This window comes from Pseudomonas sp. AC242 (genome assembly GCF_979258655.1).
The window spans coordinates 2,565,976-2,588,399 of sequence record NZ_OZ409873.1 but is presented as its reverse complement, the minus strand read 5'-3'; the positions used below and the strand labels follow the sequence as shown (position 1 = coordinate 2,588,399).

Genomic DNA, 22,424 nt, shown 5'->3' with positions numbered 1-22,424 from the left:
AGTGTTTCAGAGGTTTGACTCGACCTCGCTGAAAAAGCACATGATCGCAGCCTTCGGCAGCTCCTGCACCGATCTCAGTAGGAGCTGCCGAAGGCTGCGATCATTTGATCTTGCCGTTATCAGACGCGCAAACGAATCTGCCGGCCTAACACATCCATCACGTCACAGCCATCACGCAGCAACATCGCCGCCGCATGGGCCAGTTGCTGCACATCGGCACCTTTGGCGGACGAGATATCCAGGCTGGCCAGACTTTCCATCATCTGCGTCACTGCCAAAAAACGGCTGGCTGCGCTGCTGTGCAAAACATCCAGCGGCGCTTCGCTGGAGACCAGCAAGACTGGAATGCTGTGTTCGTTGTGAGTCATCGAAATGTGCGAACTCATGCCTCACCTCCGGCCTGCGCGGCGTGTAGACCGGCGACGGATGCAAGGACCAACGCGCGGGCGGTGCCAAGCATTTGCTGGCTGGCCCATTGGAGTGATCCGCTGTGTTCCGGGCGGGTGGCAGTGGGGGCTTGGTGGGCGAGGGCTTCGGCGCAATTGAGGTAAACGGAGGCGTGTTCGAGGGCGTCGAGGAGAGGGATGTCGGGTTGAACGGTGAAGAGGTGGTGGGCGACGTGGTCGCAGGGGGCGAAGGGGGTGGGTTTTGTGGTTGCTTGCGTCATTAGTGAGGTATCTCTTTCAGGATTAAAGAGAGCTGCCACGAAATCGCCGTCAAACGAATGGGGTGGCAACTGTGCGCAGGTTGACGGACCGGTCCTCACAAACCCGGCGCATCCGAGGATGCCCCACACACAGTCACCATAAGCAATGAGCGGGCACACAAGTGCACGAGCAGAGAGAGGCTATGCGCGTAGTAAGGATGTCCAGGCCGTCAAACCCGATCACGAATGAGTCGTGACAGGCGCGAGGATAGGGAGTGAGGGCAGGGCAGTCAACCGCTGCAGTCTGCCGGAGTTTTACGGGTTTCTTTGTAGGGGCGACGCTATGCGCGCTGACAATCTGCCAGTTTTTTTTAACGAAAAAGATCGCAACCTATGGTAGTTCACACACTGATTGTGTGGGAGCTACCATAGGCTGGGCAGCTTCTATAAAAATACAGCAAACATAATCTGGCTCCGTTTGGCGCCTCGGTTATTTTTTGATGGCTAGAAAAGGTGCGATGTTTGGATAAGGGTAGAACTGGAGAACAAAAGTCGGATTCAACAACTCTTCAGTAGTAGTATTGCGCCGGCTGGATACGTGATGCCATGTGGCATTTTTTTGACGATACAATGCTCTGAGTACAGGTCCTAAAAAACCATCAGGGAGCTCGTTCCCCCCAACTTTTCCTGCCCACTCAATAAATTCCTCTTGAGTGCCAGGGTGGGGAGAATACAAGAGAGTCCAGTGAACTTGTATTGATGTAACTTCAAGCGTTTTGGTTTCGCCTGCATTGTCTTGTAGGGTAATGATGGTTTTTCCTTCGCCGACAACCTTGATACTGCCAGCCCAAGAAACTGTAGCGACGCTTTCATTTGCTGATTTGAAAGTGTAAGGAGGAACTCCCTCTTTGGCTCCCCGGTATAAGTCAACTGAAAAAAAATTCCCGATGATATTCCAGTCTGGACTGACCCCTTCAAATGAAGCGGTATAGAATGGCCGTGTCACCGGACTATCATCCCAGACGAGAGGGTTTGCGGTCTTCACCTTATAAATACGCTCTTTAAATGGTGTCGCCTGCCGTTCGTCCGCACTTCCTCCCAACCCTGTTTTAAATACCATTTTCAAGTCGCTGCCATTCTTCAGACTTTTCAAATCGACAAGCGGGATTGTGTGGGTCTGAAATCCTTGGCTGATCCACGTACTGTTGGTTTTCGAACCCGGTGGCTGCCAGAAAGTTTTTGCATACTCGCTGCCGTTCGTATCGTTGAGGGTGCCTGTCACACGCAGCCAGACATATTGCTCCAGAGCAATGAAAGGGTAGCTGTTCACTCGCATCGTTGCGTTCGTGGTCAGCGCGCTGATATCGAGCGTGGGGCCCTCACCGCTATTTTCAGCCTCGATGATCAATGGCATACCGAGCCTTGGGTCGCCATTGGCGATCGGCAGCACGCCAAGAAGAAATTCATCCGAGCGCTGCGGCACCGCATTGCGGATCACGGTGTAAGTCACTTTCACCTGTTCGCCCAAATTGAACGGAACCACTGACTTGGACAATGTAACTTCCTTGTCCGCCTGCTCGGTGATATCGACGGGGTCCGTTGTTGCGCTGCCCTGACCGGGCGTGCCGCTCCAGGTCACAGTGACTTGGGTACCGATCATGTTTGAATAGGCCGGAATAACGGCCGTCAGAGTGTCTTGGGCCGCGAACGGATCGAGAATGTTGTGGTCGGCTTCCTTGATGCTGGGCTCTTTAAGATCGAGTGCCACCCCGATCCGCAGTTTCAACTCCCGCGAATGCCCCAACGTTTCTCCCCCCCGCTCAATCCTGTAATCCGCCACCACCGTGCCGTTGCGGTTGGCCGTGACGTACTGTTTCGGCACGGTCACCCGCACCGGCTTGCCAGCAGTGGCGGGGATCAGGTCGATATGGTCACTGAAGCTGCCGCCGCTGACCGAGCCTTTCCAGTAGAAGTAAAACCGGTCTTTGTCCCGGGTACCGGTGTGGGTCAAGACCATGGTTGCGCCGGTCGGCGGCACCTTGTCCGGATCCAGCACGTCATTGGCGTCTGCTCCTTCGACTTCCGGGCGATCAAAGATTGGCTTCGCCACGCCGACCTGCATGATGAACGGCAGCGATTCGCGCACGCTGAGCAGCAGGTTGTCTCTGTTGGTGACGACGTAGTAGACCTTGACGCTCAAACCATCGAAACGCTGGATATCGCTCTGGGCAACGGCGCGCAAGACGGGCTCGCCATCCGCGATGTTGCCGACCGGGCGCGGGTCCTCATAGTAAACAGGGTCGCCGTTGGGCGCCCTTGCGTCCCAGATCACGTTCAGCAGATCACTGCCGTTGCGACCGACGTACCACGGAGCACTCACCGTTGCCCACGGCGTATCGACTGGCAACGTCCCGCCCGGTGCCTCGACGACGCTAGGCGCGGGCAGTTGGCTGATGTCGCCGACGATGCTGACGCTGGCGTTTTTCGAGGGGCGGTCGGACGCATTCTCGCGGCGCCGGACAAAACCCACCGACGCACTGCCCTTGGCGATGGCGCGTACGGCCGAGTTCGGGATGCTGAACTCGAGATGAAAATCCACGAACTTCACCGTCATCGATAATGGGCCGACTATGATTTGTGGGCCTTGGGCTGGGGTGCCGGTCCAGGTCAGGAGCACTTCATCGCCCTCGTCAAAGTCGGCATCTGGTGTGTACACGCGAACGATGACGTCGTCGTCACCCAGTGTTTCAAGGTCCACGCGATCGGTCGGCTGGCCTTTGACCAGCACCCGCGGTGGGTTCAGGCGATCACCGTTCATATCGACCAGCACCGACTGCAGGGCTGACCATGGCGCGCGCTCGTCCGGATAGTTGCCGCAGCGGTCGACCACCTGAAACGCCACCGCCACCGCGGAGCCATCGCCGGCGGCCTTGATCAGGTCGTAATCGAAAGTGATGTCGATGGGGTTTTTCACCGGATCCGCCGCTTGTTCCGGGGTGACCAGATGCATCACTTGCTGGCTGCCCCAGCGGGCGTGGATGCGGTCGTAGCGGGTCAGGTGGCGGTAGAGAACGATGCGCATCGTCACCACGTCGGTTTCCGAAAATTTCTGGTCGACTTCGTAGCGGTCGAGGGAAAAATTCAGGTCGGAGTGGCCGTCATCACCGGGGATGTCGTCGTATCCGCCGGGGCGGGTCAGTTTGACCAGCAGCTTCAAGCGGGGTCTGGATTCTTCGCCGGGATGGTTCTTGCCGGAAATCTTGTAGTAAACGTTGGTGGCGTCACCGTCGAGCACAGAATCCTTGGTCAGGGTGAAGATCACATCGCGATTGAGTTCGGAAGCATGTTGAATGGTCTTGCTCCACACCTCCTGCGTAGCGTTGTTCCAAAAAACATCGACCCGGTCGCCGATCTCCATGGAGAGCCAGGCAGGCACAGTGCCTTGCAAGCCGTTTTCCACCGCACGAATGGGGATGCCGCCATCGTAGTCTTCCGCTGGGGCGAGCGGGTTCAGGGCGGGGAAGTAGAGGGGCTTCAGGGCATCCGGTGTTGGGTTGGACATGGTGGCGAGCTCCGTTCGGTGAGGTAACGGAGTGATTGAAAGCGCATTGCTGGGGTTGCGCACCTGTCAGATCTGACAGGTGCGGGCTGGAATCCGACGGATGGTAATGTTGGGAGAGGTCGAGTCGAACTGAAAAAAACTTAGAGATTGATCGTTCCCACGCACAGCAAAGGAATGCAGCCCGGGACGCTCCGCGTCCCTCCCAAAGCCGAACGCGGAGCGTCCGTTGAGGCATTCCCATGCGGGAGCGTGGGAACGATCATAGAGGCCCGCTACTGCGGCACATCCAGATTATCCATCACCCGATTCACCGCCAGCTCACCGAGCATGATCAACTGCGCGATCCCCAAAGCACACAAGCCGGCGGATTCTGGCGTAGCTGTAGGCAATGGCGCAGGATGTGTAGCCTCAAAGACGTGTCTGCAGGTGTCTTTTAATCAGCGGAGTTTAAAAGGCATAGGATCGGGCAACCGGCTGGGTGCAAACATGGTTTGTCCCTGTAAACCCAGTGTGTGACCGACACTCACACAATTGAATCATTCCATGAAGTTTGATGTGTTGAGTCAGAAGCCCAGCGGGTACTGGATTACGACATAGATCCGGTCGATATCATCACCCGCCTGCGCCTCGTTGGCCCGGTGCGAGACATGCGAGACCTGCACCGACAGGTCCTTCGCCGCGCCCGATTGCACGACGTATTTCAAATCGATATCGCGCTCCCAATGCTTGCCGCCAGCGCCTTGCTGTGGCTGGTAGTTTCCGCTGTCAGCATCGAACGGGTTGTAGGCGCCGCCCTTTGGCGCATGGGTGCCATCGATGTGGCTGCCGCTGACGTAGCGGGTCATGAAGTTCAGGCCGGGGATGCCGAAGGCGCCGAGGTCGAGGTCGTAGCGCGCCTGCCAGGAGCGTTCGTTGGCGCCGTTGAAGTCGGCGTATTTGATCGAGTTGGCGAGGTAGATCGAGTCGCCACCGACGAAGTCGAACGGCGTGTCGCCATTGATCTTTTGCCAGCCAAGCATCACCGCGTGCGGGCCGAAGGTGTATTTGCCGGACAGGCTGAACGCGGTGTTGTCAATCGCGCCGGCCAGTGCTCGGCCGGTATCGCGGGTGTGGTAGAGGTTGGCGTCGAGGAGTACGCCCGATTGCTTGAAGTGCAGATTGCCGTAGTACTGATGCCAGGTGTCGCTGAGTTCCGAGGCATACAGCGCGCCGCCGACGGGGCTATCGCTGAACAGGTCGGCGCCGAGAAAGCTGATCCCGCCAGCCTCGGTATTGGCGCCATAGCCGTAGAAATCGCCTTTGCCGGATGAGCTGTCTTGATTCTTGAACGCGGTGAAATGCCCGGCCACCAGATTGAGGTGATCGAACTCGGCGCTGTTGAGCAGAAAACCGGTGGCGTACTCCGGTTGCAAGCGTTTGTCGGAAGTGTCGAACACCGGGGTTTCGACGGTCATTTCACCGAAGGCGAGGGTGGTGCGCGAGGTTTTCAGCTTGAGTGCGCCGCCCGCGCTGGAGTAGTCATTTTCGCTGCGACCTTCGCTGTCGACCGGCAGCAGACCGGTCCCGGAATGCCCTTTGCCGCCGTCCAGTTTCAGCCCGGCGAAGGCGTGGGCATCGATGCCGAAACCGATCGTTCCAGGTGTGAAACCGGATGAGAAAGTGCCGATAAAGCCTTGAGCCCATTCTTGTTTATAGTTTTTGCCGGAGGGTGAGGGCGAGCGATAGTCGTTGCTCAGGTAGAAGTTACGGGTGAGCACTTCGCCTTTGGCATCGTCGAAAAAACCGCTGGCGTGGGCGGTTGAGTTCAGACCGCAGAGCAGCGCGAGGAGGGTGAGGCGTGAAGAGGCGCGGTCGATCATGGTCGGTGGCCAGCGGCAATTAAGATGGCCTGAATGATCGAGGGATTGCGGGGAGGGGGATTGAGCGGATGTGCTGAATTGCTGTGGCTGTCAGGTCATGAGGTTGTGAATGCGCTGACGCCATCGCTGGCAAGCCAGCTCCCACAGGGATCTATGGTGTACCCACCGATCTTGGCATCACACAAAAAACTGTGGGAGCGAGCCTGCTCGCGAAGGCGGTGCATCAGGCGATATTTCTGTCGGCAGACACACCGCTTTCGCGAGCAGGCTCACTCCTACAGGGATTTGGGTCGAATGTGGATTTTGTGACTGGAGCTGAAATCTGTGGGAGCTGGCTTGCCAGCGATGGCGGTGTGTCAGTCAAGTTTATCCAGACTGACACACCGCTTTCGCGAGCAGGCTCGCTCCTACAGTTTTAAGCGCGTTACGACAATGGCGGCGTACGTGGCGGGATCTGGCGTTTGCTGCCGGTCGATTCAAACGCTGCAGCCAGGCGCAGCAGGTTCGAGTCGTCGTAGGCGCGGCCGGCGAAGGTCAGGCCGACCGGCATGCCGATGTCGGCCATCACGCCCATCGGCACGGTCACGGTCGGTACGCCGAGGTGGCGGATTGCAAGGTTGCCGTTGGCCACCCAGATACCGTTGCTCCAGGCAATGTCGGCCGACTCAGGGTTTACATCGGCGTCCGCCGGGCCGACATCAGCAACCGTCGGGAACAGCACGGCGTCGAGGCCCAGTGTGTCCATCCAGTCTTCGAGGTCGATGCGCCGAGTCTGTTCCAGGCCACGCAGGCCATCGGGCACGGTGGGGATTTCATTCCACGGCGTGATGCCGCGCTCGGCCATGCGCACGTATTCGTCCATGCCGGCAGCCAGATCGCCTTCACGGTTGGGCAGGGTGCCCGGGTCGTGCGGGAAGATTTTCGGCCCGTCGACGTCAACCAGACGATTGAGTTTCGGGTCGCCGTTGGCTTGCAGGAAGTCGTCGAACGCCCATGCAGTCAGGTCCCACAACTCATGGTGAAGGAACTCCTTGGAGACCAGACCACGGGTGAACACGGTTGGCGCGCCGGGACGATCGCCTTCGCAGTTGGAGACCAGCGGGAAATCGGTTTCGATGACTTCGGCACCGGCAGCTTCGAGTGCCTGACGCGCCTGTTTCCACAACTCGATCACCGACTCACGGGTATTGATGCGCTGGCCGGTCGGGCCGCCGATGCCCGGTGCTTCGCTGGTGCCGGCTTCAGGGTCGGCATTGATGAACATGCGCGGTACCGCGAAACGTTTGCCGGCCAAGGCTTTGGCATCGGCCGCCAGATCGGCGTAAGCGGCGGGGCGCACCTCGCTGACGCTGGGGATCGGCACCCACGGTTGCAGGCGCCAGAGGTCACCACGGGTGTCCGGGTCTTCGGCCACGACGATGTCGAGGACTTCAAGCAGGTCAGCCATGGTCCGTGCGTAAGGCACGACCACGTCCATGGTCGGCGTCAGCGGCCAGTTGCCGCGCACCGAGATCACCCCGCGCGACGGAGTGTAGGCGCACAAGCCATTGTTCGACGCCGGGCCACGCCCGCTCGACCAGGTTTCTTCCGCCAGACCGAATGCAGCGAAACTCGCAGCAGTGGCGGTGCCGGCACCGTTCGACGAGCCGGAGGCAAACGGCGCGGTCAGGTAATCGGCGTTGTAAGGACTTTCAGCGCGACCGTAGACGCCGCGTTGCATGCCGCCATTGGCCATCGGCGGCATGTTGGTCTTGCCCAGGCAAATCGCCCCGGCCGCACGCAGGCGTTCGATGGTGAAGGCATCGCGATAGGCAACCAGATCAGCGAAGGCCGGGCTGCCGGACGCGGCGGTCAGGCCCTTGACCAGGTAGCTGTCCTTGGCGGTGTAAGGAATGCCGTCGAGCGGGCCGAGGGTTTCGCCTTTGGCGCGACGGGCATCGGAGGCCTGTGCTTCGTTCAACGCTTCAGGGTTGCGCACGACTACGGCATTCAGCGCCGTTGCTGTGTCGGCACCGTCGTAGGCGTCGATACGGGCCAGATAGGCCTGGACCAGCTCGACTGCGGTGGTCTGCCCGGACTCAAGGGCGGCACGCAGTTGGGCAATGGAAACCTCGGTGACTTCGATCATGCGCTCACCGCTGTTTGAATTTGGGTGTTTTTCCTGGAATGGGTGTTCATATCGGTTCTCGTTGCACAGCTATAAGCGACAAGGTTAAGACTGGCGCCTATTTAACACCAAGCGGCGTGCGGAGTAATCGGCGGGATTGATCTCTTGCCTGTTTTCAACCCGACCGACGCCATCGCGAGCAGGCTCACTCCTACAGGGGGCTGCGGGGTATGCAGAATTCGTGTCCGCTGTAGATCCATATGGGAGCTGGCTTGCCAGCGATGGGGCCAGCCCATTCGATAATGAAGTGTCTGAACTATCGCCATCGCTGGCAAGCCAGCTCCCACAGGAATTTGTTGCGTTCCCAGAAGACAGGTACGTCCTCAGACGATCACAGCACCCCGTACTCCCGCGCCGTCCGATCCACCGCAATCCGCGTCTTGTCGATCAGCTCATCCAGCTCCGCACGCGTGGCGACCAGCGACGGCGCCATGATCATCCGCCCCAGTGTCGACCGAATGATCAGCCCTTCCTCAAAACCAATCGTGCGGCAACGCCAGGCGATATCGTTTTCATTGGCAAAGCGCTTGCGCGTGGCCTTGTCCTCAGCGAATTGCAACGCCGCCACCAGACCAACCCCCTGAATCTCACCCACCAACGGGTGATTGCCAAACACTTCGCGCAGGCAGTTTTGCAGGTACGGGCCGGTGTCGGTTTTCACCTGAGTCACCACGCCTTCATCACGCAAGGCCTTGAGGTTGGCAATCGCCACGGCGGCCGCGACCGGGTGGCCGGAGTAGGTCAGGCCGTGGGCAAACACGCCGCCTTTCTCGACCAATGCTTCGGCCATGCGCCGCGACAGAATCAGGCCACCCATGGGGATGTAGCCGGAGGTCAGGCCTTTGGCGATCGACAGGGTGTCGGGCTCGAACCCGAATGTCTGATGCGCGAACCATTCACCGGTGCGGCCGAAACCGCCAATCACTTCGTCCGCACACAGCAACACGTCATATTGGCGGCAGATACGCTGGATCTCCGGCCAGTACGTCGCCGGCGGAATGATCATGCCGCCCGCACCCTGAAACGGTTCGGCGACGAACGCCGCCACCTTGTCGGCGCCCAGTTCGAGAATCTTCTCTTCCAGTTGCCGCGCCGCGCGCAAGCCAAATTCTTCCGGGCTGAGGTTGCCTTCATGGGCGAACCAGTAAGGCTCATCGATGTGCGCGACATCGGGAATGCTGCCGCCCATTTCGTGCATGAATTTCATCCCGCCCAGCGCCGTCGCAGCCAGGGTCGAGCCGTGGTAGCCATTCCAGCGGCCGATCATGATTTTCTTCTCGGGTTGGCCCATCACCTGCCAGAACTTGCGCACGGTGCGGATCAGCACTTCGTTGGCTTCGGAGCCGGAGTTGGTGTAGATCGCGTGGCTGTAGTGCTTGGGCAGCAGGCTGAAGAGCAGTTCGGAGAGCTCGATCACCGCCGGGTGAGTGGTGTGGAAGAACATGTTGTAGTAGGGCAGTTGTTCCAGCTGCGCGGTGGCGGCAGCGGCGAGATCCTTGCGCCCGTAACCGAGGTTGGTGCACCACAGGCCGGACATGCCGTCCAGGTAACGCTTGCCGTCGTTGTCCCACAACGCCAGCCGATCGCCGCTGACCATCACCCGCGGGCCTTCCTCGTTGAGGGCCTTCTGATCGACGAACGCGTGGATGTGGTGGGCGGCGTCAGCGGCTTGGTAATCGCGGGTACTGCGGGTCGAATCGAATTCGGCGGACATGGCGGATCTCCAGAGCAAAGGGCAAGTGAGTGCGTTCGTCGCAGCGCTGCACGGACAAAGTTTTGTCATCTAAAAATATTTTTGTAAAGAAAATATTTGTCGGTGAAAAAAGATCTCCGTAGGCTGAGAGCCATTGGCAAGGATCATCAGAGGCAACATGAGCGGACTCAGAGAGCGGCAGAAGGAACAGCGCCGGCAGGTGATTGCCGAGGCGGCGCTTGAGCTGTTCAAAAGCAATGGCTTTGCGGCGACCACGCTGGAGCAGATCGCGGTCCAGGCGGGCGTTTCCGCACCCACAGTGGTGAATTATTTCGGCGGCAAGCAGGAGATTCTGCTGGCCTTGCTCAAGCAACCCGACGAGCAAGCCATGCGCGAAGCGCGGGCCAATCTGGACGAGGACAGCGATCCCCTGGAGGCGCTGTGCGAGTTCGAAGGGTTGATGACCGATTACCAGCTACAGGCAATGCCGGCTTCGTTGTGGCGGGAACTGGCGCCGTTTTTACTGACCGGTGAGCTGGCCGAGGCGATGAGTCCATGGAACGCGGCCGTGATCGAAGAGACCAAAGCGCTGCTTTTGCATTTCCAGCAAGCGGGAAAAGTGCGCGAATCGATCGATCTTGACGTGGTGGCAACCCTGTTCAACCAATACGCGAACATGGCGTTCATTCGGTTGGCAACGCAGGAAGTCCCGGACAGGGCCGCGCATGCCTTGCACATGCGCGGGGTTTTGAAGCTGTTGTGTCACGGCATGCTGGAGCGCTGAGCGCCCCGATCAAAATCGCCACGTCACGCCACCGCCAACAATGTGCAGCGCGCTATTGGGATAACTCCCCGACAGCGTCTGCCCATTGCGTTTGGTCTGTTGCACATCCATGTCGCCCAGCCAGACCAGCGTGTAATTGAGGTTGAGGTCGGTGTCTTCGGCCAGTTTGTAGCTCAGCCCGGTCGCCAGCCGCCAGGTCTCGTTCATCGGGTTGTCGACGGTGCGATCCTTGTCCTTCACGGCGGAGCTGTCGTAACCCACGCCCATGTTCCAGCGCAGTTTCGGGCTGATCTGGTTCTGTGCGCCGATCGACAGGTGCCAGGTGTCCTGATACTTGCGGTCGACCGAACGTGAAACGTCGCCTGCCGCCGTATCCACCGACACGCCGATGTCGGCAAAGTCGCTCCAGTCCTGCCAGTTCACCGAACTCAGCAGCGTCCACTGTTCGTTCAACTGATGGGCAATACTCAGGGTCGCGGTCTGCGGGATGTTCATGTCGATTTCCAGGTCGTCGACGTCCAGCCGCGACAGCGCCAGATTGAGCAGCGGATTGCGAATGCCATGCACGGAAGGTGAGTCCTTGAACTCAAGTTTGACCTTGCTGGTGTAAGCCAGGCCGACAGTGGTGCGTTCATTTAACTGATAGCGCAGGCCGAGGTTGATCCCGGTGCCGATGTCGGTGTCCTTGTACTGCAACTTGCCATCCTCCTGAAACGGCGTGCCCGGCAGGAAGGCGTTATTGTCGATGGCCATTTTTGTGTAGTAGTAGCCATAGACCAGACGCGGTCCGATGCCCATCGAAAGATCGTCGGTGATCTTGTAGGCGAAGGTCGGCTGCATCGAAATACCGATCAATGTCGATTCCTGGCTGAAGTAGCGGCCGGCCCAGTCATCGTCGTATTTCACGCTCAGGCCGAAGTTGCCGTACATACCGAAGCCGATACTGGCGCGATCATTGAGCTCATGGCTGATAAAGAAACTGGTGCCCGGCAGGAGCGGCAGCGGATTGCCGCCCTCGTTGCCGGAAAAGTCGTTGTCACTGTCGCGATCAAAACCAAGGCCGCCGAATATGGCCTGGCCGGTCAGGCTGATTTGCGTGCCTTTGAGTGCAGCAATGCCGGCCGGGTTACTCATCAACACGCTCGGGTCAGTGGCCAACGCCGCCGAGCCGGCATTCGCCAGTCCCGCGCCTTCCTGACCCGCTTCATACAGATCAATACCGCCCGCCAGTGCCTGACCGCCAGTGCCTGCCAGCGCAAGAATGATCAGTGAGTGCGTCGACTTCATCGCGAATTCCTTATCAATGCAGATCAGCCTTCAGGTTTAGTCGCGATTTGGCGTGCGCACCAGTCGAGACGATGTACCGGATGTGAACTAGGCTCACAGCGGTTCATTGATGGCCCAATCAGGAGCGCCGACATGGAAGACAAACCGCTGATCACCTTTCACAGTTCCAGAGCACTGCTGGACGTACTGATACGCGCGGGTCTGATCACCATTCTGGTGTTGTTCTGCTACGACATCTTTCATCCGTTTCTGAATGTCATGCTGTGGGCGCTGATCCTCGCGATCACCCTGTATCCACTCAATCAGAAGCTCGGCGCAAAGCTAGGCAACCGCTACGGTTGGGCGGCGATCTTGCTGGTGCTGCTGGGGTTGCTGATTTTAATGGTGCCGCTGAGCCTGCTCGGGGCTTCCGTTGCCGATTCGGTGAAAGTCGGCATGCACACGATGGAGGCAGGCCAGTTCGAGATCCCGCCACCACCGGCCAGCGTCGAGAACTGGCCGCTGATCGGTGCGCCGGTTTACGGCATCTGGCAACACGCCTCGCAAGACTTGAGCTGGGCGTTCAAGGAGCTGGCACCGCACCTGTCCAACTGGGGCAAAGTGTTATTGCATCAAGCCGCTGGCGTCGGTGCCGGGATCGTGGTGTTTGTGATTGCGCTGATCATCGCCGGATTGGTCATGACCCACGGCGAGCGCGGGCATCGCACGGCAGTGGCCATCACCACACGCATTTCCGGTCCGGTGCGTGGCCCGCAAATCGCCGAACTGTGCACGGCAACCATCCGCGCCGTGGCGCAGGGCGTAGTCGGCATCGCGTTTATTCAGATGCTGCTGGTCGGCGTGGCGCTGGTGGTCATGGGTGTACCGGCGGCCGGTATTCTCGCCTTGATGGTGTTGCTGTTGGGCATCACCCAATTGCCGGTGCTGCTGATCACGCTGCCCATCGTGATTTATGTCTTCGCGCAGGACGGGGTCAGCGCCAGCACGATTATCTTTGCGGTGTGGATGGCGATTGCCGGGCTTTCCGACAATGTGCTCAAGCCGATGTTGCTGGGACGCGGCGTTGCGGTGCCGATGCCGGTGGTGCTGATCGGTGCGCTCGGGGGCATGGTCACCAGCGGTATTATTGGTCTGTTCATCGGCCCGGTGATTTTGGCGGTCGGTTATGAGTTGTTCATCGGCTGGGTGTATCAACCGGCCGATGTCACCGAGCTTCTGGAGAGCCAGCGCAAAGAAAATCTGCCGTGACATTTATCGGTGCGCGGGAATCTGACAACCGTTCATCGCTCAACTACGCTGCCTTACGTATCCCTCTCTGACACTTGGGCGTAAGGAAACAGGCGCATGCGAAGCAGGCTGCTGGCGGTATGGATAGTGCTGTTCGCGGCGCTCTGGAGCGGGCTCGGCTGGGCGGCTGATGAGGCGGCAAAACCGGCGGATGAAGCAGTAGAGCTGAAGGTCGCCAATCGCAGCATCATGCTGTTTCGCGCCACCATCCTCGGCGAAGCGCCGGCCTCGCGGGTCAAACGGGCGAAAATGGTCATCAGTGAGGCGCTGGATGAAGGCGAGGACCTCAACGTCAGCATTGATCCGATCCAGAACAGCTATCTGGTGCTGATCGGTTCTAAACGCGCCTTCATCGTCGCGCCCAAGGACATCGACACGCTGGCCTATTCATCGGTGCAACAGGCTGCCGAGGGCGCGGCGGAAAAACTCCGCCAAGTGGTCAATGAAACCCGCGAAGCGCGCAGTCTCGACTTGATTCTGCGCTCGTTGGCACTGGCTGCCGTGGCCACGCTGATTTACCTTGCGCTGCTTTGGGGCCTGGCGTATTTGCGCCGCAAATTGCTGGCAAAACTCCCCGAACTGATGGATCGCCACACTCAGGCACTGAAGGTCGGGCGGGTGCAACTGATCGACTCCAACTTCCTGTATCCGCTGGTCAGCCGTCTGCTGTTGCTGCTGCGCTGGCTGCTGATTTTGCTGTTGACCTATGAATGGCTGGGTTTCGTCCTGTCGCGCTTTCCCTACACGCGGCCATGGGGCGAAAGCCTCAATAACTATCTGTTCGAGCTGGCCGGGTATTTGTTGCAAGGCATCGTCGATGCGATTCCCGGACTGGGCGTAGCCCTGGCGATATTCTTTATCGCCCGTGGCGTCACCGCGTTCACCCGACGCATCCTGCGGCGCATGGCTACGCCGGGAACATTCAGCTGGCTCAATCACGAAACCCTGCAACCGACCCAACGCCTGACGGCGCTGGCGGTCTGGTTGTTTGCTCTGGCGATGGCCTATCCGTATCTGCCGGGTGCCGGTACCGATGCGTTCAAAGGCTTGTCGGTGCTGATCGGCCTGATGATTTCCCTCGGCGCGACCAGTGTGGTCGGGCAGGCCGCCGCTGGTTTGATCCTCACTTACACGCGCACCTTGCGTCCGGGTGAGTTCGTCAAAATCGGCGAGTACGAAGGCACGGTCACCGAACTGGGCATGTTCACCACGCGTATTCGTACCGGGCTGGGGGAAGTGCTGACGCTGCCCAATTCGATGATCACTGGCACGGTCACCAAAAACTACTCGCGCACCGTGCAAGGCCCCGGTTATGTGGTGGATACGGTGGTGACCATCGGCTACGACACGCCGTGGCGTCAGGTCGAAGCGATGCTGCTGGAAGCGGCGAAGCGTACGCCGGGGATTCTCGAAGATCCTGCCGCGCAGGTATTCCAGACCGCGTTGTCGGATTTTTACCCGGAATACCGGCTGGTCGCGCAAGCGATCCCAAGCCAGCCGCGCCCGCGTGCGGTGCTGCTGAGCATGCTCCACGCCAATATCCAGGACGTGTTCAACGAATACGGAGTGCAGATCATGTCGCCGCACTATCTGGGCGATCCGCAGAGCGAAAAGTGGGTGCCGCGAGAAAAGTGGTACACAGCACCCGCGCAAGAACCGAAGGATCAGTGACCGCCGCTCAAAGGAGTTCGCCCCATGCTCGAATTCATCCTGCACGCCTTGCGCACCGACCCGGAAATCGCGGTGTTCCTGGCGATTGCCCTGGGCGTGTTCGTCGGCCGGATTCACATCGGCAGCTTCCACCTCGGCTCGGTGGCCGGTGCGCTGTTGATGGGTTTGCTGATCGGGCAGATCGGTCTGGAAGTGCCGGCGGGCCTGAAGTCAGTGTTTTTCGTGATGTTCATCTACGCCGTCGGGTTCAAGAGTGGCCCGGAGTTTTTCGGCAGCCTCAATCGCGGCACACTGAAACTGGTGCTGCTCTCGGTGGTGCTGTGCGCCACTGCGTTGGGGGCGATTCTACTGATGTACTCGCTGTTCGATTTCGACGCCGGGTTCACCGCAGGCCTCGGTGCCGGTGCGCTGACCGACACGGCGATCATGGGCACCGCGACCAGCGCGATCAATCAACTGACGATTGATGCGGCGGCCAAGGCGCAACTCAACAGCCACATGGCAATCGCGTATGCCATCACCTATCTGTTCGGCACCATCGGCTTGATCGTGTTTGTTGGCAGCATCGCGCCGAAACTGCTCGGGGTGAATCTGCGCGAATCGGCGCGTGAACTGGAGCTGGAATTGGGCATCGCCAAGGAAGAAGAGGCGATCACCGTGCCTTACACGCGCATCGTCGTGCGGGCTCATCAAGTGGCGAGCAACGGCCAGGCGGATGGCCAGCGCATCATCGACTTTGAAAAACTGCATGACTCATTGACGGTTGAGCGCGTGGTGCGGGCCGGGCAAATCATCGAGCGTGATGAAAGTTTCGTTCTCATGGCCGGCGATGTCCTTGGCGTGTATGCCTTGCGTGATGCCGTCGGTACGCTGAGTCACTGGGTCGGGCCGGAAATCGACCACCCCGAGTCCTTGTCATTCCCCACCCGCGAAGTGGACATCGTCCTGACTTCAGCCGAGTTTGCCGGCAAGACTATCCATGCAGCGAAAACCCGGCTGGCCAGTGATGGACGCCTGGGCTGTTTCGTCAACACCATCTCCCGCCAGGGCTACGAGCTGCCCTTGCTGCCCAACACGGTGCTGCGCCGAGGCGACGTGCTGACGCTGACCGGGCGCACTGCCAGTGTCGAGGCGATTGCCAAACGCCTGGGGCGGATCCGCAAGAACAACTACAAAAGCGATATCGCCATGCACACCCTGGGCATGGTCCTCGGCTCACTGCTGGGATTGCTCTCGACCCATGTCGGCATGATCCCGGTGGAACTGGGCATTGGCGGCGGGGTGTTGGTCGCCGCGCTGGTGATTGGCTGGTACAACTCGCGCCACCCGGAAATCGGCGCGCTGCCGCCCGCAGCGCAATGGGCGTTTTCCGAGTTTGGCCTGACGGCGTTTGGTGCGGTAGTGGGTTTGCTTGCCGGGCCGGCGGCGTTTGCCGCAATGAAAGAGCAGGGGCTGGCATTGCTGCTGTCCGGCGCAGTGGTGACGATTTTGCCGCCACTGGTGGCGTTGTATTTCGGTCGCTATGTGCTGCGCTTGCACCCGATGATCCTGTTCGGTGCCTTGGCCGGCGCGCAGACGGAAGCGGCATCGATGAACAAGATCATCGAGCAGTCGGGGAGTAACACACCGGTGATCGGTTTCACCGTGTGCTATGCGATTTCCAATGTGCTGCTGGCGGTGTGCGGGCCGATTATCATCTTCGTGGTTGCTGGCTAGAGCGGATTGTCAGAAACCACTTTCGCGCATCAGTACCGCCAGCACGTGCGTCGCGCCGTCGGCAAGCAAACTGCGCCGCTCGCCTTCAATCTTCAGATGCCCGCGGGTCTCGCGCAGGTTTGGCAGCGGCTCATCCAGTTGAATCAACACCTGAAACAGCGCGTTGCTCGGGATCAGCGCATGTTCGGCATTGGTCGTCGGCACGGGCCCGCCAAAGCGTGACGACAACATGCGGTGCGACAGCTGACTGGCGCGGGTGCTGCCGATTTGCACGACCCGGCCGGACAACGGCGTGGTCTGGCCATCGGCATAGAAACGCACGTGATCTCCGGTAGCCATGCGGTGCACCTGATCCTGCGCGACATAAGCATCGACCTGCCAACTGCGCGGATCAATCAGCATACCCAGCGACTCCTGACGGCCGACCCATTGCCCGGCTTTCCAGTCAGGATTGACGTCCAGCCAAACCCCGGCAAACGGCGTTTGCAGGTTCAGCCGGGCGATTTCCGAGCGGGCGGCGCGGGCTTCTTCGAATTGCACATTGAGGCGCTGGCGAGTCACGGCGTCTTCGGCCAGGCCGCCGGGATCGGCGATCAACCCGGACAGCCGCGCCTCATAGCTGCGCGCATTGGCTTCGCTGGATTGCAGGCGCGAGGCGATGTCCGGCTCGTCCAGGGCAGCCAGGGTTTCCCCAGCCTTGACCGGGCCGTGCGGGTGAATCGATTGCAAGCGCGCCGGGTAGGGCGCATACACGCGCAACTGGTGCTCGGCGCGGGCCACGCCGACCGCATCGATCTGCGTGCGCCATGGCATCGCCAAACCCAGCAGAATCAACAGCAGCATCGCGTAAAACGCCACTTTGCGCCGGCTCGGAATCGCCGCGCGGTTTTTCCACCAGTGGCCCAGCTCGCGCATCACGGGCAGGGCGATAAACCACGACAGTTCGACCATGAACAGGAAAATCCCCAAGAGCTTGAAGAAAAACAGATAGACCGCCAGCGCGATCCCCAGAAACAGCACCAGCCGATAAACCCAGGTGATGATTGCGAAGGTCACCAGCAAACGCCGCTGACCGCTCGGAAACGTTTCCGGCCAGTCTTCCTGCAAGCCCAACAGATTGCGCCGCAGGGTGACGCGCGCCAGCGCCGAAGCGCGTTCATGCAGGTTGGGAAAGTCGAGCAAATCGGAAAGGATGAAGTAGCCGTCAAAGCGCATGAACGGACTGGCGTTCAGCGCCAGTGATAACAGCCAACTGGTGGTTGCCAGATAGAGCAGGGCATTGCGCAATGCGCCGGGATCACACAACGCCCAGCCCAGCGTCGACAGTCCGGCCAGCGACAACTCGGTCACGATTCCCGCCGAAGCGATCGCCAGACGTTGCCGTGAACGGCTGAGTTTCCAGCTCTCACCGGTGTCGGTGTAGAGCATCGGCCACATCACCACAAACGCAATGCCCATGTGCCCGACGCGCAAACCGAGCCGGGTCGCGACCAAGGCATGGCCGAGTTCATGCAGGGTTTTCGCGACGATCAGCGCTAGGGCAAAACTGAACAGGCCCTCGGTGGAAAACGACTCGACCACCGCGCTGGTGAACACATCCCACTGCTGCAACACCAGAATGATCCCAAGCAGGCTCAGGCTCAGCACGATAATCCCGGTGAGCGGATGAAACAGCCAACCCAGCGTTCGCGCCAGGTATTGCAACGGCTGTTGCGGGCGCAGCAGCGGTATGCGGAAAAACAGGTAATGGTGCAGCCACCAGCGCCAGGTCAGCCAACTGCCTTCTGCGCTTTTGTTCTTGAGTCGTTCAAGCGCAGCGGGGCCGGCACGGAGTAACTGGTGTTGCTCCAGAAACTGGCGGAAATCGAGGACTTGCTCGACATCCGGTTTCAGCGCGGTGCCTTCGGCGATCTGCTCGCTGATCTGACGCGGCGACTGGCCCCAGCGCAGCAGGCACTCGAATTCCAGCCAGCCGATGCGGTAGAAACGGTTGATCACCGTGTCCTGAATCACCCACGCCGGTTCGCCGTTGCTGCCGTGGGCCGCTTCGCTCAGGCGCAAGTCTTCGCGCAGCGGCGGCACCGGCAGATCGGCCGGGTCGAGCATTACCAGCCACTCCAGGCGCGCAGCGTCGCCAGCGGCCGGCGCAGCAAGTAATAACCGAGCATGACCCGCCCGCCGTAAAGCTTCGCCGTGCCGTGCAGGCCGAGGCGCGCATGTTCGGGGGCGCCCTCAATGCTGGCGAGCAAGCGGTAGGCGACCACACCCTCATCGCTGGGCCGCGCCTGATAACTGGTTTCTAGAATCTGCCCCTTGAGGGGCGTCAGCGGATAGGCGGTGAGAAACAGCGTGACCTCGGCGCCCGGTTCCAGGGCGATGGCATCGGCCACGGCCAGTTGAATCAGCATGGCCGGTTGCGTCGGGTCAGCCACTTGCAGGATGCGCTCGCCGGTCACCACCGGTTTGCCCAGCCAGTCATTGGGGTCGCTGAACACCGCGACGCCGGCCTTTGGCGACAACACTTGTGTACGTTTCAGTTGCGCCTGCACCGCTGCCAACTCAGCCCGGCGTTGCTGCGCGCGACCGGCGAGCAAGGTCAGTTCGCTTTTGCTCTGCGGGTTATCGAAGGCCCGTTGGCTGGCTGCCTGCAACTCGGCATCTGCCACCGCGACCTCTTTGCCGAGCACTTCAGCGCGGCTGCGCAGGGTGGTTTCGTCCAGCGCAAACAGAGGTGTGCCAGCCTCCACCGGTTGATTGGGTCGAACCTGTATCTTTTCGATCACGCCATCAATCGGTGAGCTGATGATCTGCGCCTGCCGCGAAACGATTTCAGTCGGCGCCAAAGCCGTTTGCCGCACCGGCAACAGCAGCAGGGCCGCGAGCACGATCAACACCAGCAGCAGTTGTTTGCGATTGGGTCGCCAGCGCCGCAAGCCCTTGCGCCGGGTCAGCGCTGACCAACAATAGGCCCAGGTGCTGACCAGCCCCTTGAGGTGGTGCCACAACAGCGCCGGCGGTTCCTGCTCCAGCAACAGCAGCAACAGGCCCAGCCGTTGATTGTCGCGATCCTGCACTGGCACGCACCACAGCCCCGACGGCCACCATTCGTTCCAGCCTTCGGCGATGTCCAGCGGTGGACTGGCGCTGTCCTGGGACAGCCACACCGGCTCTGCATCGGGTACTTGCGCCGCGACCCAGCGACTGGCGCGCCGCAGCCACACCAGATAGGGCGAGTCTTCGCTGGGCCGTGACAGCCCCGAGACGTTTAACAGCTCCAGCGATGACTCACGCTGGGCGAACACCAGCGCCTGATGAAAGGGCAGCAGCGGGTACAGGTCGTTGGCCATGCTGAACGCCAGGCTGTTCAGCGAGTCAGCGGCCATGGCTTTATCACGCAGCGCATCGAGTTCGAGCAGCAGGTGAGGGTGAGGCAACGGCTCGTTCATGGTCATGGGCGCGCGTCTTGCTCGAACTGCGCGGTGCCGCTCATGCCGGCCATCAAGTCGGGGTACTTGTTGTCGAGCTTCGCTTCCAGTTCAACGGTTTGCGCTACTGCATCGACGCGTGAGTTGATGCCGCTGACATGGGCCGGATAGGTCTTGCCGGTTTCATGGATGCTGACCTGCAGCGGCAGGCCGGGCTTGAGGGTTTTCAGCAGGTTGGACGGTACGTTCAGGCGCACCTTCAGTGCACCGTCACTGACCAGATCGAACAGCGGCGTGCCGGCCGTAACCGTTTGGTAAGGCTTGACGTAAACCTTGGCCACACGCCCGGAAAACGGTGCGAGCACCTGGCAGTAACTGCTTTGCGCCGCGCCCATGGCCCGCGCGCCGTCGGCCTTTTGCACTTCGGTGTTGGCCATCGACACTTCGATATCGCCCACCGCGTTGAGTTGGCGCAGTTGTTGTTTGGCCTGCAGGTTCTGTTTGGCCATGGCCAGCTCCGCCGCCGCGACTTTCGCGCGCGCTTCGGCTTCATTGCAGTTGAAGCGGGCTAGCAATTGGGCCTTGGCGACCTGTTCGCCGAACCCGGCTTTCAGTTCGCCCAAGGTGCCGGCCATTTGGCTGGACAGGGTGGTTTCCAGTTCGGCGGCGAGCAACACGCGAATCGCACTGGCGCTTTCCAGTGTGGGTGCCGAAGTCGTTTCTTCAGCGTGGGCAGGGACGATCAGACTGGCCAACAACAGGGCCCCGAAACGGCACTCAAGGGCGATTTTGCGCATTCGGCGTTCCTTGCGAAGTGGCAGCGAGCAGACGTTGTTGTTCTTGTTCGTTCAAGGTGCGCTGGATTTCCCGGGCCAGGGTCTTGATGTCGTGTTGCGAGATTTCCTTGGGCAGCACGTCCAGCCCGACCGAGTTGTACATCCGCCCCCATGCGGCCTGCGCACTGGAGAACGCCGCTTCACGCTGATAACGCGAGAGCAGATAACGTCCCTCGGAGCGAATCACTTCCAGTTCCGAGCCCAACGCACCGGTTTTCGCCGCTTGCGCATAATCGAGCAGGCTGCGATCGACGCGCAGGCTGTCTTCGGCAAACTCGACCTCCTGCCGCGCCAGTTGATAGCGCAGGGTGCCGACCCGCACTTGGGTGAGAATCGCCATCGACAGCGCCACGCGCCGGGTGTCGTCGGTTTCGCTCTGGGATTTTTCCGCCGCGTTCAACGACGGCAGTTGCAGCAGACGAATCAGGTTCATCGACACTTGCAGACCGGTGCTCATCCAGTCGTTGTTGTAGAGGTATTTGTTGGAATCGTACTTGTAGCCGAAATCGACGCTGACGTTCGGCCATAGCTGCGCCTTGGCGATCTCCAGATCCTTTTGATTGACGCGTTTGCGGTACCACTCTTCCATGATTTCCGGTCGATTTTCCAACGACAGCTGTTCCAGCCGCGCCATGCTCTGGCGCACTTCCGGCAGCGGCGGGTCGGGCATGTCGGCGAGGATCATTTTCGAACCCGGCGGCAGCGACATCAGCGCCGATAGCTCGGCTTGAGCGAACTCCAGATCCTGCCGGCGCACGGTCAGCAAGTAGATCGAATCGAGCAGCGCGCGCTGATAGGCGAGGATTTCCTGACGCGGCAGCAGGCCACGGGTTTCCGCCTGGCGGGCCGAGGTCAGTGCGGTGTGGGTGCGCATCAGCAGTTTGTCGACTTCCGGCATCAAACGCTGGGCGCCGAGCGCCCGCCAATAGGCATTGCGCACGTCCTGCAGCACGTTCTGCGCGACTTTGCGCCGGCGCTCTTCGGCCATGAGGATCTGGTCGGATTTCTGCTGGGTACGGTAATACGCGACGCCAAAATCCAGCAGACTCCAGCTCAAACCCAGACCGTAGACTTCGCGATAGCGTTCTTCGGAGGTCGATGGACGCAAGCTGACCTGACGGTCTTCGATGCCGATCGAGGTGCCGCCGGAATCATTGTCACGCCCGGCATAACCGGCCGAGGCAACCAGACGCGGGAGCATTTCATGGCTGGAAACATCGCGCAGGTCCGAGGCAAGCGCGCTTTCCATGAGTTTGAGACGGTAGTCGAGGTTGTATTTCAGGGCCCGCGCGGCGGCTTCGTAAAAGGTGATCGGCGCGGTGACCGGCTCCTGACCGGAATACATGCGTGACTGGTCGGCGATGATGCGTTGACGGTTTTCTTCGTCGGTGGAGGGTTTCGGCTCCGTTGATGAGCAAGCACTGAGCAACAGTGCAGAAGCGATGGCGGTACTGAGAAGCCGGTTCGCGTGTAGGCGCATGTTCATTCCTT

The 22,424-nt window shown here is 60.2% G+C and carries 15 protein-coding genes and 1 pseudogene; 4 read left to right on the top strand and 12 right to left on the bottom strand.

The window, feature by feature from the left end; translation table 11 throughout:
* Positions 1–119 precede the first annotated feature (119 nt).
* From ACZZ0A_RS11630 to ACZZ0A_RS11600, 7 genes and pseudogenes are all read right to left on the bottom strand, one after another.
* Complete coding sequence (locus tag ACZZ0A_RS11630) at positions 120–386, bottom strand: hypothetical protein (protein WP_007913336.1); 267 nt, start codon at positions 384–386, stop codon at positions 120–122.
* A complete protein-coding gene (locus ACZZ0A_RS11625; RefSeq protein ID WP_463543111.1) occupies positions 383–667 on the bottom strand; it encodes a DUF3077 domain-containing protein in 285 nt (94 codons plus the stop codon). The genes ACZZ0A_RS11630 and ACZZ0A_RS11625 overlap by 4 nt, the downstream gene beginning before the upstream one ends.
* A 469-nt stretch (positions 668–1,136) precedes the next feature.
* Positions 1,137–4,208, bottom strand: a complete 3,072-nt coding sequence (locus ACZZ0A_RS11620) for a hypothetical protein (RefSeq protein WP_463543110.1) — start codon at positions 4,206–4,208, stop codon at positions 1,137–1,139.
* Between the two features lie 272 nt (positions 4,209–4,480).
* A pseudogene (locus tag ACZZ0A_RS11615) lies at positions 4,481–4,561 on the bottom strand (DUF6124 family protein); the annotation flags it as partial.
* A 210-nt stretch (positions 4,562–4,771) separates the two neighbouring features.
* The gene (locus ACZZ0A_RS11610; RefSeq protein ID WP_463543109.1) at positions 4,772–6,067 is read right to left on the bottom strand and encodes an OprD family porin; all 1,296 of its coding nucleotides are present in this window, start codon (positions 6,065–6,067) and stop codon (positions 4,772–4,774) included.
* A 424-nt stretch (positions 6,068–6,491) separates the two neighbouring features.
* On the bottom strand, positions 6,492–8,195 hold the full coding sequence (locus tag ACZZ0A_RS11605; protein ID WP_463543108.1) for an amidase: 1,704 nt from the start codon (positions 8,193–8,195) through the stop codon (positions 6,492–6,494).
* A gap of 370 nt (positions 8,196–8,565) precedes the next feature.
* Entirely contained in the window at positions 8,566–9,948 is a 1,383-nt protein-coding gene (locus ACZZ0A_RS11600) for an aspartate aminotransferase family protein (RefSeq protein WP_414894297.1), read from the bottom strand.
* A gap of 157 nt (positions 9,949–10,105) precedes the next feature.
* Between ACZZ0A_RS11600 and ACZZ0A_RS11595 the strand changes: the two genes are divergently transcribed.
* Complete coding sequence (locus ACZZ0A_RS11595; protein WP_123375305.1) at positions 10,106–10,711, top strand: TetR/AcrR family transcriptional regulator; 606 nt, start codon at positions 10,106–10,108, stop codon at positions 10,709–10,711.
* A 9-nt stretch (positions 10,712–10,720) separates the two neighbouring features.
* On the opposite strand, the gene ACZZ0A_RS11590 is transcribed toward ACZZ0A_RS11595, so the two are convergent.
* Positions 10,721–11,998 (bottom strand): OmpP1/FadL family transporter, encoded by a 1,278-nt coding sequence (locus ACZZ0A_RS11590; protein WP_414894295.1) that lies wholly within the window; start codon positions 11,996–11,998, stop codon positions 10,721–10,723.
* Between the two features lie 132 nt (positions 11,999–12,130).
* Between ACZZ0A_RS11590 and ACZZ0A_RS11585 the strand changes: the two genes are divergently transcribed.
* From ACZZ0A_RS11585 to aspT, 3 genes are all read left to right on the top strand, one after another.
* The gene (locus ACZZ0A_RS11585) at positions 12,131–13,246 is read left to right on the top strand and encodes an AI-2E family transporter (protein ID WP_007913325.1); all 1,116 of its coding nucleotides are present in this window, start codon (positions 12,131–12,133) and stop codon (positions 13,244–13,246) included.
* Positions 13,247–13,342: 96 nt separating this feature from the next.
* Positions 13,343–14,956 carry a mechanosensitive ion channel family protein gene (locus ACZZ0A_RS11580; protein ID WP_007913322.1) on the top strand — a complete coding sequence of 538 codons (1,614 nt, stop codon included), beginning with the start codon at positions 13,343–13,345 and terminating at the stop codon, positions 14,954–14,956.
* Positions 14,957–14,980: 24 nt separating this feature from the next.
* Positions 14,981–16,672 carry an aspartate-alanine antiporter gene (gene aspT, locus ACZZ0A_RS11575; protein WP_007913321.1) on the top strand — a complete coding sequence of 564 codons (1,692 nt, stop codon included), beginning with the start codon at positions 14,981–14,983 and terminating at the stop codon, positions 16,670–16,672.
* Positions 16,673–16,681: 9 nt separating this feature from the next.
* Here aspT and ACZZ0A_RS11570 read toward each other — a convergent pair whose 3' ends face one another.
* The 4 genes from ACZZ0A_RS11570 to ACZZ0A_RS11555 are packed head-to-tail and all read right to left on the bottom strand — an operon-like array spanning position 16,682 to position 22,413.
* Positions 16,682–18,778 (bottom strand): HlyD family efflux transporter periplasmic adaptor subunit, encoded by a 2,097-nt coding sequence (locus tag ACZZ0A_RS11570; protein WP_463543107.1) that lies wholly within the window; start codon positions 18,776–18,778, stop codon positions 16,682–16,684.
* Positions 18,778–20,124: an efflux RND transporter periplasmic adaptor subunit gene (locus ACZZ0A_RS11565; protein ID WP_007913317.1), complete on the bottom strand. Its 1,347-nt coding sequence runs from the start codon at positions 20,122–20,124 to the stop codon at positions 18,778–18,780. The genes ACZZ0A_RS11570 and ACZZ0A_RS11565 overlap by 1 nt, the downstream gene beginning before the upstream one ends.
* The gene (locus tag ACZZ0A_RS11560) at positions 20,121–20,894 is read right to left on the bottom strand and encodes an efflux RND transporter periplasmic adaptor subunit (protein ID WP_007913315.1); all 774 of its coding nucleotides are present in this window, start codon (positions 20,892–20,894) and stop codon (positions 20,121–20,123) included. Before ACZZ0A_RS11560 ends, ACZZ0A_RS11565 begins: the two co-directional genes overlap by 4 nt.
* The gene (locus ACZZ0A_RS11555) at positions 20,875–22,413 is read right to left on the bottom strand and encodes a TolC family protein (protein ID WP_038361564.1); all 1,539 of its coding nucleotides are present in this window, start codon (positions 22,411–22,413) and stop codon (positions 20,875–20,877) included. Before ACZZ0A_RS11555 ends, ACZZ0A_RS11560 begins: the two co-directional genes overlap by 20 nt.
* Between the last annotated feature and the right edge of the window lie 11 nt (positions 22,414–22,424).